Annotated in this window: 13 protein-coding genes; 10 read left to right on the top strand and 3 right to left on the bottom strand. The window is 42.7% G+C overall.

Features of this window, described 5'->3' with window-relative positions; all coding sequences use genetic code 11:
* Window positions 1-41 precede the first annotated feature (41 nt).
* Both hemH and hemY read left to right on the top strand, forming a co-directional pair.
* Entirely contained in the window at window positions 42-974 is a 933-nt protein-coding gene (gene hemH, locus ACIGG7_RS13475; protein ID WP_224941633.1) for a ferrochelatase, read from the top strand.
* Between the two features lie 116 nt (window positions 975-1,090).
* The gene (gene hemY / locus ACIGG7_RS13470; RefSeq protein WP_224941700.1) at window positions 1,091-2,485 is read left to right on the top strand and encodes a protoporphyrinogen oxidase; all 1,395 of its coding nucleotides are present in this window, start codon (window positions 1,091-1,093) and stop codon (window positions 2,483-2,485) included.
* 110 nt (window positions 2,486-2,595) lie between these two features.
* Here the strand turns inward: hemY and ACIGG7_RS13465 are convergent, their stop codons facing one another.
* Entirely contained in the window at window positions 2,596-4,002 is a 1,407-nt protein-coding gene (locus tag ACIGG7_RS13465; RefSeq protein ID WP_397549958.1) for a glycoside hydrolase family 18 protein, read from the bottom strand.
* Between the two features lie 187 nt (window positions 4,003-4,189).
* On the opposite strand from ACIGG7_RS13465, the gene ACIGG7_RS13460 reads away from it, so the two are divergent.
* From ACIGG7_RS13460 to ACIGG7_RS13450, 3 genes are all read left to right on the top strand, one after another.
* Window positions 4,190-4,762 carry a TetR/AcrR family transcriptional regulator gene (locus ACIGG7_RS13460; protein ID WP_397549957.1) on the top strand — a complete coding sequence of 191 codons (573 nt, stop codon included), beginning with the start codon at window positions 4,190-4,192 and terminating at the stop codon, window positions 4,760-4,762.
* A 123-nt stretch (window positions 4,763-4,885) separates the two neighbouring features.
* Complete coding sequence (locus ACIGG7_RS13455) at window positions 4,886-7,084, top strand: YhgE/Pip family protein (RefSeq protein ID WP_397549956.1); 2,199 nt, start codon at window positions 4,886-4,888, stop codon at window positions 7,082-7,084.
* 143 nt (window positions 7,085-7,227) lie between these two features.
* Window positions 7,228-7,980, top strand: coding sequence for a FixH family protein (locus ACIGG7_RS13450; protein WP_397549955.1), 753 nt, complete (start codon window positions 7,228-7,230; stop codon window positions 7,978-7,980).
* 55 nt (window positions 7,981-8,035) lie between these two features.
* Here the strand turns inward: ACIGG7_RS13450 and yhfH are convergent, their stop codons facing one another.
* Window positions 8,036-8,170, bottom strand: coding sequence for a protein YhfH (gene yhfH / locus ACIGG7_RS13445; protein ID WP_079533738.1), 135 nt, complete (start codon window positions 8,168-8,170; stop codon window positions 8,036-8,038).
* A 195-nt stretch (window positions 8,171-8,365) separates the two neighbouring features.
* Here yhfH and ACIGG7_RS13440 point away from each other — a divergent pair, with 195 nt between their 5' ends.
* From ACIGG7_RS13440 to ACIGG7_RS13430, 3 genes are all read left to right on the top strand, one after another.
* The gene (locus ACIGG7_RS13440) at window positions 8,366-9,100 is read left to right on the top strand and encodes an MBL fold metallo-hydrolase (protein WP_224941628.1); all 735 of its coding nucleotides are present in this window, start codon (window positions 8,366-8,368) and stop codon (window positions 9,098-9,100) included.
* A gap of 11 nt (window positions 9,101-9,111) precedes the next feature.
* Window positions 9,112-10,098: a lipoate--protein ligase gene (gene lplA / locus ACIGG7_RS13435; protein ID WP_224941627.1), complete on the top strand. Its 987-nt coding sequence runs from the start codon at window positions 9,112-9,114 to the stop codon at window positions 10,096-10,098.
* Window positions 10,099-10,248: 150 nt separating this feature from the next.
* The gene (locus tag ACIGG7_RS13430) at window positions 10,249-11,805 is read left to right on the top strand and encodes a fatty acid--CoA ligase family protein (RefSeq protein ID WP_397549954.1); all 1,557 of its coding nucleotides are present in this window, start codon (window positions 10,249-10,251) and stop codon (window positions 11,803-11,805) included.
* A gap of 42 nt (window positions 11,806-11,847) precedes the next feature.
* Here the strand turns inward: ACIGG7_RS13430 and ACIGG7_RS13425 are convergent, their stop codons facing one another.
* The gene (locus ACIGG7_RS13425; RefSeq protein ID WP_224941625.1) at window positions 11,848-12,141 is read right to left on the bottom strand and encodes a hypothetical protein; all 294 of its coding nucleotides are present in this window, start codon (window positions 12,139-12,141) and stop codon (window positions 11,848-11,850) included.
* 153 nt (window positions 12,142-12,294) lie between these two features.
* Between ACIGG7_RS13425 and ACIGG7_RS13420 the strand changes: the two genes are divergently transcribed.
* Window positions 12,295-13,071, top strand: a complete 777-nt coding sequence (locus tag ACIGG7_RS13420; protein ID WP_224941624.1) for an enoyl-CoA hydratase-related protein — start codon at window positions 12,295-12,297, stop codon at window positions 13,069-13,071.
* A gap of 267 nt (window positions 13,072-13,338) precedes the next feature.
* Window positions 13,339-14,271 carry an alcohol dehydrogenase catalytic domain-containing protein gene (locus ACIGG7_RS13415; RefSeq protein WP_397549953.1) on the top strand — a complete coding sequence of 311 codons (933 nt, stop codon included), beginning with the start codon at window positions 13,339-13,341 and terminating at the stop codon, window positions 14,269-14,271.

Below are 14,271 nucleotides of genomic sequence, written 5' to 3'. Positions count from 1 at the left end.
CAATAATGGAATGTATGAAACTGACAATGAGGTGAATGGATATGTCAAAGAAAAAAATGGGCCTTTTGGTGATGGCCTATGGAACGCCATATAAAGAAGAAGATTTGGAACGATACTATACACATATTCGCCACGGCAGAGTCCCTTCCAGTGAATTACTTGAAGACCTCCGTGGAAGATATGAAGCGATCGGCGGGATTTCCCCACTGGCGAAAATCACCCTGGATCAAGCAAAGAGTCTTGAAGAACATTTGAACTCCATTCAAGATGACATTGAGTTTAAAATGTATCTTGGGTTGAAGCATATCGAACCGTTTGTAGAAGATGCTGTTGAACAAATGCATCATGACGGTATTGAAGAAGCGGTATCCATTGTACTGGCCCCGCATTTCTCTACATTCAGCGTTAAATCGTACAATGGACGTGCAAAAGAAACGGCGGAAAAACTGGGTGGACCTCAGATTACTTCCGTTGAGAGTTGGTACGATGAGCCTAAGTTCATTCAATATTGGGTGGATCGTGTGAAAGAAACCTATGCAGGGATGTCCGAAGATGAGCGTAATAAATCCGTCCTGATCGTATCTGCTCACAGCTTGCCTGAACGCATACTACAATCAGGCGATCCTTATCCGAAACAATTAGAGGAAACAGCAAGGATGATTGCTGAGGGAGCCGGTGTAAACGAATATGCTGTAGGATGGCAAAGCGAAGGGAACACTCCGGACCCATGGATCGGACCAGACGTTCAAGATCTGACAAGGGACCTTCATAAGGAGAAAGGCTATACTACGTTTGTATACACACCTGTAGGATTCGTAGCCGATCATCTTGAAGTACTCTATGATAATGATTATGAATGTAAAGTCGTAACGGATGAGATTGGAGCTTCATACTATCGTCCTGAAATGCCGAATGCAAAACCGGAATTCATTGATGCTATGGCAAATGTCGTATTAGAACACCTTAATAAATAATTTCTATTTTATTGGCTGAACAGAAAGGACTGAAGCAAATGAGTTCACTCTCACCGCTTTAGTCCTTCTCTATTATTGGAATTGAAGATATTTTGTTAAAGAAGGCGATGAACGTGTTGGAACAACAAACCAAAAAGGTCGTAGTCATTGGTGGGGGGATCACCGGATTAACGACGGCTTACTATTTGCAACAGGAAATTAGAGAAAAGAAACTTCCCATTGAAGTAAAGCTTGTAGAAGCCACTCATCGGCTCGGAGGGAAAGTACAGACTTTCAAAAAAGATGGCTATGTTATCGAAAAGGGTCCGGATTCTTGTTTATCAAGCAAATCGGAAGTCTCACGCTTAGCGGGTAAACTGGGTATGGAGGAAGCCCTCGTTCGAAATCGCAAGGGTACGTCATTTGTCATAGCCGGTGGTGAGCTCTATCCTATACCCGGTGGATCCATCGTAGGAATTCCAACTCAAATCGCCCCTTTCATCACAACAAGTTTATTTTCACTATCAGGAAAAATGAGGGCTGCGGCCGATTTCATCCTTCCTCGTTCACAAGAACGTGAAGATCAGTCACTCGGGAGATTCTTTAGAAGGAGAATGGGTGATGAAGTCGTTGACCATTTGATCGAACCTCTCTTAACAGGGATATTCGCCGGGGATATTGATCAATTGAGTTTAATGTCTACATTTCCCCAGCTCTATGAATTAGAACAGAAACATCGAAGTCTCATTGCAGGTATCAAGAAGAGCGGTCAAGACCCTGACACTAAAGAAGGAAACTTCATCACATTCACTGGTGGACTACAATCCCTGATTGATGCAATGGAAGAACGTTTAGATCCAAATACGGTTCACAAAGGCATGAAAGTGACAAATATAGAAAAGGAAGCGGACAATGATTACACCATTACTTTCACGAATGGAGAAAAGCTGGAAGCAGATTGCGTAATCGTCACCACTCCCCATCATGTATTACAATCCATGTTTCCCTCCTATCCATTCTTATCATTTTTAAAGGATATGCCCGCTACATCTGTCGCTACGGTTGCAATGGGCTTCTCACAACAGGCGGTAAAAAAAGACATCGCCGGTACAGAATTTCTCGTATCCCGAAACAGCGATTACTCGTTGACAGCAGGAACGTGGACTCACAAAAAATGGCCACACACGGCTCCTGAAGGCAAGGCATTATTACGATGCTACCTTGGAAAGTCCGGTGATGAAACCATTGTGGATTTATCCGATGACCACATCGAGCAAATCGTCCTGGATGATTTGAGCAAGATCATGGATATTGAAGGACAGCCTGATTTCACGATTGTCACCCGATATAAAAACTCCATGCCTCAATATACGGTCGGCCACCTGGAGCGTATTCAAGATATGCACCATGATGCAGAAGCTCGTCTTCCAGGAATATTCATCGCCGGCAGTTCATATGATGGGCTGAGTATTCCTGACTGCATCGGGCAAGGAGAGAAGGCAGTATCAAAAGTGTTGAATTATTTGAAATGAATGGGACCGCCGGGAGACTGGCGGTCCTTTTAGGTGATGAGGGTCTCTTCCATGCAGGATATTCCCAACTGGCGGGTAATAAAGAACACCTTCCGTTAGAATGTTCGTTTTTACTTCTTAAGGCGGTATCTCGAATGCTGAAGCATCCAGTTCTGTGGAAATGCGGAACCAAGCACCCAGTAGCTCATTCCCCTTAATCCATAATCGTTAAGCACCTTTTGCTTTGCCAGCATGCTTCTTGCATCCTCAAACCAAACCTCATGTTGTTGTCCGGTTTCATCCCAATAAGTGAAGAAGGGGGACTGATATTGGTCGCTGTATTGAATCCTGACCCCGTATTTGCTTGCAAGATCAGTCGCCGCTTGTGGTGAGAGTGTTTTAGCGAAAGTCCCATCCACCCATGGGACCTTCCAGTCACGTCCATACAGCGGGGTTCCCAGCATGATTTTCTTACGTGGAATGACCTTTACTGCATAGTCCAGTACTTTTTTGACTTCATTAATGGGAGCGATCGCCCATGGTTTACCGCCTGCCCACCCCCACTCGTAGGTCATAAGAACAACAAAGTCGACAATCTTTCCATGAGCCTCATAATCATGTGCTTCGTACAAAAGTCCTTTTTGATCGCCTTTTATTTTGGGGGCGAGGGCAGTAGACACGGAATAGCCTTTTGGTTTTAATGCCGCCACGGTCCTTTTTAAAAAAGTATTATAATTTTCCCTGTCTTCTGGATACACGTATTCAAAATCGATATTCAATCCTTTATAGCCTTTCTCTTCCATTTTCTTAAGTATGGAAGAAAGCAAAGTATCTTGAAGGTTCTTGTTTCTTAAAATCGTTGCAACTAAATCTGAGTTGAATTCTCCGTCAACATAGTTGGTCAATACCAATAAGGGATCTACATCCTGGTCATAGGCTGCTTTAATTAGACCTTCATCATTCAATTCCGAAATGGAGCCTTCCTTTGTAATGGAGTGGGTAAAAGGAGCAAGATAAGTAAAATAGACACCCAAACCATATACCTCTGCGATGCCTTCACTGTCCATTCTGGTTGTATAAGCATTTACCTCAATCACCGGTTTCGTGTTTGGAATCCGAATCTGTTCATTTGGGTAGATAAGGGAGGGATTAGCGATCGAATTTACATCTAAAATCTCCTGCATGGGGACCTTATAATTATAAGAAATGGTATACAGGGTGTCACCGGATCGTACTTTATGAATGAATGACGGCATCACAATCAATTGGCCGACATAAAGCTTGGAAGGATCGGATAGCTGATTAAATGCCTTTAGATCATTTGGGTCGATTTGGTATTTTTGACTGATAGAATACAACGTGTCTCCTGGTTGTACGATATACTCCTTTAAAGGTTCAGGAATGAGAAGACATTGTCCGATGACCAGTATATTTGGATTTTTTAGCTGATTGCCATAAGTGATCTGGTTCATATCCACACCGTACTTCGACGCAATGGACCAGAGTGAATCTCCGGTTTTTACTACGTAAATATTCATATGACACCTCCTGTCACATCCTATACCTATAACCTATTCATAAGGGCTTATTCGATATGTAAAAACGATCGGTGGGAAAATGAAAAAAATACTTGTGGAAAAAATGAAGTTGTGATAAATTTATCTATGTTAATAAAATGACTAAATTACAAAAGTGGTCAAACGGTCAATTAGGGGGAGTGAGTGCATGGCGATTGATCGAAAGAAACAAATCCTGGAGGCTGCTACCAATTCATTTTCACTATTTGGCTACAAAGCTACGACAATGGACCAAGTAGCAAAATTAGCAAATGTGGGAAAAGGAACGATTTACACCTTTTTTAAAAATAAGGAAGAATTGTTCGACGAAATTGTTTCATCATTAATCCATGAAATGAAAAGTGAAGCTGAAGAAGTCATCGATCCCCAAGAGACATTTTCGGAAAATGTTCATCGTGCATTATTTCGTTTGCTCGAATTCCGTAAAGAACATAAACTGACGATCAAGCTATATCAGGAAGCCCGGGAAATGGGAACACCCGCTGTATCCGAGGTCATTGTTCGCATGGAAAAAGTGGTCATTGAATTTCTGAGTCATCGAATTGAAAAGGCGATTTCCTCTTATGCGATTAAGCCTTGCAATCCGGAAATGACCGCATTCGTTCTGCTGAAGCTATATGTTGCATTGATATTTGATTGGGAACGCACACATGGTCCACTTGAAAAAGATGAAATAGCCAATCTGTTTGAGCTATATCTGATTAATGGGTTATCAAATTGATCGTTCTTCACTTTCGGCAAGTAATGACCTTTCATATGAAGGAGTCATATATTTTTTTCTCAAAAATTGACTATTTGAGAATATTGGTCAATAGTTCTATTTCGGAAATTATAGGAGGTAAACATGAAGAAATCATTTATTGGTTCAGAATTCAAAGCGATTTTTCGCAACAAGAAACTGCTCATTCCCATACTAGCCGTGCTCTTTATACCTGTTTTATACAGCGGCATGTTCCTTTGGGCATTCTGGGATCCTTACGAGCAGCTTTCAGACCTTCCTGTAGCGGTTGTCAACAGCGACCAGGGAGCGGAGTTTGACGGAGAGGAACTGCATATCGGGCAGGATCTCGTTGATAAGTTGAAGGAGAGCGATCAATTCGATTTTCACTTCGTTGATAAAGAGGAAGGATATAAGAATCTGGAGAAGCAGGACTATTACATGCTTGTTGAAATTCCGGAGAACTTCTCTGAAAATGGAACGACATTATTAGAAGATCATCCTCAGAAGCTTTCACTCAAATATGTACCGAATGAGAGCTTTAACTTCTTGTCTGCTCAAATCGGCGATACTGCGATGAAAGAAATCAAAGCAAGTCTTTCGAAGTCGGTATCTGAAACGTATGCCGAAACGATGTTTGATAAAATTCAGGAAATGGGAGATGGTTTCCAGACGGCCAGCGATAAAGCGGGGGAAATCAATAATGGAGCCATTGATCTTTCTCAAGGTGCCAAAAAGCTGAAAGATAATTTAGCGGTCCTTGCTGAAAAGAACGTTGAGATGACAGACGGTGTGGCCAAAACACGCGCAGGTGCCGAGAAGCTGGCTAAAGGCTCAAAAGAACTGTCAGACGGCGTCGGTGTCATGACGGATAAATCACAGCAATTATATAAGGGAACACAAGATGTTCAAACCGGGTTGAACTCTCTTGCTGCCGGAATTGATAAAAGCAAGGCCGGTTTGGAACAGGTGGACGCTGGACTAGATAGTGCCGTGGATAATACCGCAAAATTACAGGCCGGATCTAAATACCTTGCCGATCAGATCGGTGCCTTGAAAGGCGGAGCCGACAGTGCCCAAGCCGGGGCACAACATATCGGAGCAGGAGCAACAAAACTTGAACAAGAATTAGCACCGTTCATGGGGAGCCTTCCTAAAGAAAAACAGGAAGAGTTACAAGCGGCTATAGATGAGATTAAAAACGGTGCTACAGGTCTTGAAACAGGTACAGGTAAATTAAGCACTGGAATTACCGGATTACAAGGTGGAGCAACTGACTTAGCTGATAAAATCGGGAAATTAAACGAAGGTCAGAAGAAACTCCAAGGTGGAGTTGGTCAGCTTGTTGCCGGATCCGTTCAGCTAGATGAAGGCTCTAATCAACTTGTAGCCGGTCAAAACAAAGTAGTGGAAAACTATGGTCTACTAAATGAAAAGCTTGGAGACGTATACCAGGGAACAGTAGGTCTTGCTTCAGGAGCAAATGAACTAAGCTCAGGTCTTAACCAGGTATACGACGGATCTACTAAACTTGCTGACGGTTCCAAGAAGCTAGCCGATGGTTCAACGGAGCTTGCGGATGGAACAACGAAACTATCGGATGGGACAACAGAATATGAAGCGAAATTAAAAGATGCAGCAAAAGAAGCCAACAGTGTCAAACCGAATGATGAAACGTATGACATGATGGCCGGTCCCGTCGATGTGAAAAATGAGAAGATCAATCATGTTCCAAACTACGGAACAGGATTTGCTCCATATTTCTTATCACTTGGACTATTTGTAGGTGCATTATTAATCTCTATTGTGTATCCACTCCGAGAACCATCTGACCGCCCATCAAGCGGAATGAGTTGGTTCCTGGGCAAATTCACTGTGCTTACGTCAGTGGGGATCATCCAATCACTGATTGCAGCAGCCATTTTACTCTTTGGGTTGGGGCTTGAAGTGGAAAGTGTACCATTATTCTTACTTTCTACTATTATAACGAGTCTTACCTTCCTGGCATTGATTCAGATGCTGGTTACAATCCTTGGTGATCCGGGACGATTTGTCGCCATCATCATTTTGATTCTGCAATTGACAACGAGTGCGGGTACATTCCCACTCGAATTAATTCCGACTGCACTGCAACCAATCAGTGCACTGTTACCGATGACCTATTCAGTATCAGCGTTCAAAGCGGTCATCTCAAGTGGGGACTTTGCCTTCATGTGGCAAAACCTCTTCATCCTACTGGGATACTTCATTGTATTCGTCGCATTGACGGCAGTGTTCTTTGTAGGGCTGTTCAAGAAACAATATACAAAAACAGTAGAAGCGTAAGGAAAAAAACGGTAGATGTCACACACATCTACCGTTTTTTCTTCATAAAATGGACAAACCCTCCGTAAACATAACCGTGTATACTAATGGTTGAGTGGTACATAATGGTGATACAGTGAAAATTGCTTAAAGGAGGTTCGGTTATGAAAAAATTAAGTTTGTTTATGCTCGTAGGTTTTCTTGCGTTATTATTCGCTGCATGCGGTAATTCAAATGAAGATAACGGAGCAAAAGACGATGAGAAATTAGAAGCAATCGAGGCAAAGTTAGATGTACCTGAGAAGGGAGAAAAAGGTGAAACCATTTCTCTTTCCACCAAGGTTACACAAGGTGATGAGAACGTTAAGGATGCTGGTGAAGTGAAATATGAGATTTGGAAAAACGATCATAAAGAAGAAAGTGAAATGATTGAAGCGAAGCATGACAAGGACGGGGTATACAAAGCAGAAAAGACGTTTGAAGAAGACGGCATGTATACCGTACAGGTTCATGTGACGGCAAGGGACATGCACACGATGCCAAAGACAGAGATTGCGATTGGTAATGTAGAAGAAGGGGAGCATGAGGAAGCAGGAGAGGATCACCATCATGGCGACCATGAAAGTACTGTATCTATTCATCTCATGAAGCCGGACAGTATTAAAGCTGGAGAAGAAGCGGACATGATGGTACATGTTGAAAATGAAGAAGCTCCACTGGAAGATGCCAATGTACGCTTTGAAATTTATCAGGACGGTCAGGAGAAACATGAGTGGGTGGATCTGACTCCTGGTGAAGCCGGAAAATATAGCGGTTCCTATGCATTCCCGGAAAAAGGTTCTTATAATGTACAGGTTCATGTAACCAAAGGAGAAGACATTCACGAACACACAATGGAAACAGTCGAAGTACAATAAACATAAAAAGGATGCCATCAACCTGGATGGCATCCTTTTTATTACCCCTTCATTCTTAGTATTCGTAGTCAGTCGTACATTTCTCGCAATAAATGCCGTAGCATTCATGCTGCTCCTCAATTGTATCTCCACATTGTGCACAAGACTTAGGCGGCAAATTTCGAAAGAACTCAACGATATTTTTTACCATGTTCATCACCCTCCGTAAATTTGTTTTCACCCATCAATTGTTCGTGTTATATAACTGATGTGTTAATTTATTTTATTGTATTATAACAGTATGAGTTTCGTCAACGATTAATTCTAAAATGGGCGAAAAAAATGAAAAAATAGGCACAATGAAGTATAGTAGGGATACATACTATTGTGAAAGGCGAGGATCGTAATGAAGCTAACCGTCATTGGCCAATGGGGCGGCTATCCAAAGGCAGGAGAAGCAAGCACAGGGTATTTACTCCAGCATAATGGCTTTAAAATGCTGATAGACTGTGGCAGTGGTGTACTTTCCCATCTGCAACAACACGTAGAGGCTACGGATCTGGATGCAGTCCTTCTGTCCCACTATCACCCAGATCACGTAGCAGATATCGGTGTACTACAACACGCATTATTGATTCAATACTTCCTTGGGAAAAATAACGGCACATTACCGGTATATGCCCATAAAGAAGATCAACAGGGTTTTGAAACGATTACATACAAAGATTTGATGAAAGCTCATGAATATAAGGAAGGTACATCATTATCGGTTGGCCCGTTCACGGTAACCTTTGTGAAGACCAAGCATCCTGTTCCATGCTATGGAATGAGAATTGAAGCGGACGGCAAAGCCCTGTTTTATACAGCGGATTCTGCCTTTAGAGAAGAATTTGTTTCCTTTGGACAGGACGCTGATGTGCTTCTGTGTGAATGTAATTTCTATGGAGGGATGGATGCCTCGAATGCTGGTCATATGACGAGTCTCGACGCGGGAAATCTTGCACAGAAATCCAATGCCGGAAAGCTCATTCTCACTCACTTACCGCATTTTGGAGAACTGGAGCAGCTGGTAACGGAAGCAAAAACCCTTTATAAGGGCGACGTGCTATTAGCGGAAAAAGATATGGAAGTAGATATTTAGGAGGAAGAAAGATGTTATTTATCGATAATAAAGGAATTACGGATCCAAGGATCAATCTTGCTATTGAAGAATATGCGCTGAAAAACTTAGATATTAATGAGAGTTATTTATTATTTTATATCAATGAGCCTTCGATCATCATCGGGAAAAATCAAAACACGATTGAGGAAATCAATACGGACTATGTGGAGAAGCAAGGTCTTCATGTCGTCCGCCGTCTATCTGGTGGAGGAGCGGTTTATCATGACTTAGGGAATCTGAACTTCAGCTTTATCACGAAGGATGATGGAGAAAGCTTTCACAACTTTAAGAAATTTACTGAGCCTGTTGTAACAGCCCTTCACAAACTTGGGGTGAAGGCTGAGCTTAGCGGACGTAACGATATTATGGCAGAAGGCAGGAAGATCTCCGGAAACGCCCAGTTCTCCACTAAGGGGCGGATGTTCAGCCATGGAACGCTCCTGTTCGATTCCGAAATGGAAAACGTCGTATCAGCTCTTCGGGTGAAAAAGGACAAGATTGAATCTAAAGGGATTAAATCCATCCGCAGCCGTGTGGCCAACATTTCTGAATTTCTTTCAGAAAAAATGACGATAGAAGAGTTCCGCTCGACCCTTCTGAATTATATTTTCGACGGAAGTGACGTAGAAGAATATGTCCTGACGGAAGAAGACTGGAAGAACATCCATGAGCTTTCCAAGGAACGTTATCAGAACTGGGATTGGAACTATGGTAAATCACCAAAATTCAATCTTCAGCATTCCCACCGCTTCCCGGTCGGATCCATCGATGTCCGTCTGGAAGTAAACAAAGGGAAAATCGATAACTGTAAGATCTTCGGTGATTTCTTCGGGGTAGGGAATGTAGAGGATATCGAAGAAAAGTTGACAGGCACCCGTTATGAGCGAAAAGACATTGCAGGAGCTCTGGAAGGTGTCGATATACAGCACTATTTCGGGAATGTGACGAAGGATGAATTTGTGGATTTGGTGTACTAGAATAAATGGAAGAACCGTCCAAATTGGGCGGTTTTTTTACGGCAAGATACTTGTATTAATACTTTTCTTTATATAGAATATATTTTGAATACTTTTAATAGTTTGATGAATGACCATTCATTCAGTTTATCGAAAAGGGGAGGGATACAATTGAATATTGCAACAGTGTTAGATCAAATCGCTCAAGAGAAAGCAGATAAAACGGCCTATCATTTTCTGAATACCTCAAGTACATACGGGGAGTTGAATGGTGCCGTATCGAAATTTGCCAGTGGCTTAGAGCAATTGGGTCTGAAAAAAGGGGATCATGTCGCACTTGTATTAGGGAATTCACCGCATTTCGTCATTGGATTATATGGTGCCTTGCGCCTGGGATTGAAGGTCATTCCAATTAATCCGATCTATACACCGGATGAAATTGGCTACATCCTGAAAAATGGGGATGTGAAAGCGATCGTCACATTAGATCTATTAGTACCATTGATTGAAAAGATGCAGCACCTATTAACGGATGTGGAGCATTTCATTTTGTGTGAATCAGGGGATGAACGGGCAAAGGGGATTGACCTTGAGAAGATTTCTCTCGCTTATCCTAAAATGAAATCGTTTACAAGTGTGCTTGGAAAAGGAGATCCTGAATACAAAGGAGAGACTGTCGATGAAAATGAAGTAGCCATCATCCTCTATACTTCAGGAACGACTGGAAAGCCGAAAGGCGCCATGCTTACACACAAGAATATTTACTCCAATGCAACGGATGTAGGAAGTTACCTGAAAATGAATGAAAACGATACCGTCATTACGGCACTTCCGATGTTCCATGTTTTCTGTTTGACGGTAGTATTGAATGCACCGCTTTTAAGAGGAGCGACTTTGTTAATCGTTCCCCGTTTCAGCCCTAAGGCCATTTTTGAATTGTCGAAGAAGCATCAACCAACCGTATTTGCGGGAGTTCCGACTATGTACAACTTCCTGTTTCAGTATCCTGAAGGAAATCCAGAAGATTTATCATCTCTCCGACTCTGTATCTCAGGTGGGGCTTCCTTACCGGTTGCCTTACTGAAAAACTTTGAGAAGAAATTCAATGTCATGGTTTCTGAAGGGTACGGTTTATCCGAAGCATCACCTGTCACCTGCTTCAATCCGCTTGATCGACCAAGAAAGCCCGGATCCATTGGAACATCGATCATGAACCTGGAAAACAAGGTTGTCGATGAAATGGGAGAAGAAGTTCCTGTAGGACAGGTCGGTGAATTGATCGTCAGAGGTCCCAATGTGATGAAGGGTTATTACAAGATGGAAGAAGAAACAGCCGCAACCATTCGTGACGGATGGTTATATACGGGTGACCTGGCCCGCATGGATGAAGAAGGATATTTCTATATTGTAGATCGCAAGAAAGAGCTGATTATTGTTGGGGGATACAATGTTTATCCACGGGAGGTCGAAGAAGTGCTGTACAATCATCCCGGTATCGTGGAAGCAGCCGTCATCGGAGTCCCGCACCCTGAATTGGGTGAAGCCGTTAGCAGCTATGTTGTGAAAAGCGATCCCTCCTTAACCGAACAAGATGTGCTGGAGTATTGTAAGGAGCACCTTGCCAAGTACAAGCTTCCGGCTTCCATCGAGTTCCTGGATGAACTACCGAAAAACACAACAGGAAAAATCCTACGAAGAGCACTGAAAGAGCAAGTACTGCAATCATAAAAAAGAAGATGTTCAGTGAAATCACTGAGCATCTTTTTTTATTTACTTCATTGCTTTACTGGCCTGTAAAAGCTTTGATTCACCTTTTTCCCACGTCTCGACCTGTTCAATTGCCTGCTCAGGAGTGAATCCCTGACCGACCAAAACACCCGATAAGATGAATTCCTGGAATAGGTGCGTCAGGTTGATGCCTTCTTCCACTTCCGATAAGGCACGTGTTACGAGAGGCTGAATATAGTCAACCCATTGATCGGGAAGGCTTTTTGTTTCACGGTAGTAAGGATTCACGTCCTGCTGATGTTGGAAGTAAGGGTACTGATTATAAGGATGATACATATGATCATACAGCTCCTTTATGGGTAGATGTCACGAATAGTCTATGCATTCACGCAGGAAGTGTTCAGACCTTTTAAAAAATGAAAGGGTTTTCTCGGTTTGTGTCGAATCTTACATAAGGAGGAATCACTTAAGGCAAAGGGGAGAACAAACATGGAATCCATTTTACTAGAACAGAAAGGAAACGTTGCAACAGTCACCATCAACCGACCGGATGCAATGAATGCCTTTAATTATGATACACTGAACGAGCTTCAGCAAGTAGTAGAAGCACTTCGGATCAACCCTGATGTCCGGGTTGTCATCTTTACAGGAAGCGGGGAAAAAGCCTTCTCAGTCGGAGCGGATTTGAAGGAACGTAAAACCTTGACGGAACAGCAGGTCATCCGCAACGTCTACAAGATCGGAGAAGTCTTCCAATCAGTCGCGACCCTTCCGCAACCAACCATTGCTGCCATGAATGGCTATGCATTTGGCGGGGGAATGGAATTGGCTCTTGCATGCGACTTCCGGATAGCTGTTTCAGGTACAACAATGGGGCTGACAGAAACAAGCCTTGCCATCATCCCGGGAGCTGGAGGAACCCAGCGTTTGCCGAGATTAGTAGGGGAATCCAAAGCATTGGAACTGATTCTGACGGCTAAAAGACTATCTTCCGAAGAAGCGCTCCAAATCGGGCTGGTTACAAGAGTAGCAGAGAAAGAGAATTTCTTGAATGAGGTTCATTCATTTGTGGAACCGATGCTTGCAAACGGGCCGGTTGCCCTGCAGCAGGCGAAGTTTGCCGTGAAGAACGGCATGAACGTGGATCTGCAGACCGGGTTGCAGATTGAGAGAAAAGCATACGAAATCACGATTCCCACAGAAGATCGGGTGGAGGCTTTATTGGCATTCAGTCAGAAGAGAAAGCCGGAGTTTAAGGGGAAGTGAAGAATACATAGGATTCAGTCTATGTTCTGTGTTGGAGATCTGCTAGTGGAGCGGTTTGGCTCTGGTGGCGGGTCTTTTTTATGTGGATTGGTGGGAGTTTTTCATTTTTGAAAATATATGGTCAGATTTGAAAATAAACATGAGGTTTTTGAAAATAAAATCGTAGATTTAAAAATAAAAGTGGCAGTTTTAAAAATAAACGTTTCATCCACAGTTTATTCTGAAGGTGATCTTTTTAATGAGAAGATTTTTGAAAGGAGATACGATATGATCCAAACCTCTCTGCAATTAAAAGCAAAAAAGACATTACAATGGACAACCAATACCATCCCACCTTTGAAAGAAGATGAAATTCTAATCAAAACCCTTGCAGGAGCCATCAGCATCGGGGCGGAGCTTCCTCAATACAATGAAAATGACCCTACCGAACCTTTCCCGTCTTATCCAAAAGAAACCGGTTATGAAAGTTTTGGGGAAGTGGTGGCAACCGGGGAAGCAGTCGAGGGATTCAAAATTGGTGACCGGGCTGTGGCGTTTTTCGGACATAAGGATTACGGAATCGTGAAAGAAAGCAAAGCCATCTTCGTTCCAACAGGTATCGGCCATCAAGACGCGTTGCTCGTGATCCTTTCTTGTGATGCAGCAAAAGGTGTCCGAAAATTGAATCCGAAAGAAAACAATCGAGTGTTGGTGACAGGGTCCGGAACGATGGGGCTATTGACAGTCTATTATTTGAAAGAGTATTTGAACGTTCGTCAGATTGATATGTTAGAACCCCACCGTGCTAGAGGCGAAATCGCAAGAAAGTTGGGGGTGAAAACCGTCTTTGAAAATCCAAGTGACTGCCCGGCTGACTTCTATGATTATGGATTAGAGTGCTCGGGTTTTAATCACGCATTCAAGACACTCCAGCAGGCGCTGAAGCATGAAGGTGAAATGTGCATATTATCCGATGGGAATAAGGAATCGTTTCAATTGCAACCTGACTTTTATCGAAAAGAGCTTAGGATTGTGGGTTCCAGTGATGGATGGGATTATAAACAGCATGCAAAATGGTATTTTGATCAGACTATAAGTAAGGATTCGGGCTTGAGCGTGTTGTTTGAAAAGACGATATCATTTAAAGATTTGCCGGGCTGTTTTGAGGAATTAAGTACTGGCAGGGTTCACCCTATTAAAGTTTTGGTTAAATATTATTAG

It is taken from the genome of Rossellomorea sp. NPDC077527 (assembly GCF_044542955.1).
GTDB classification, from domain to species: domain Bacteria; phylum Bacillota; class Bacilli; order Bacillales; family Bacillaceae_B; genus Rossellomorea; species Rossellomorea aquimaris_E.
Note: the sequence above shows the minus strand (reverse complement) of the source record. Positions and strands in the feature narration are given on the sequence as shown.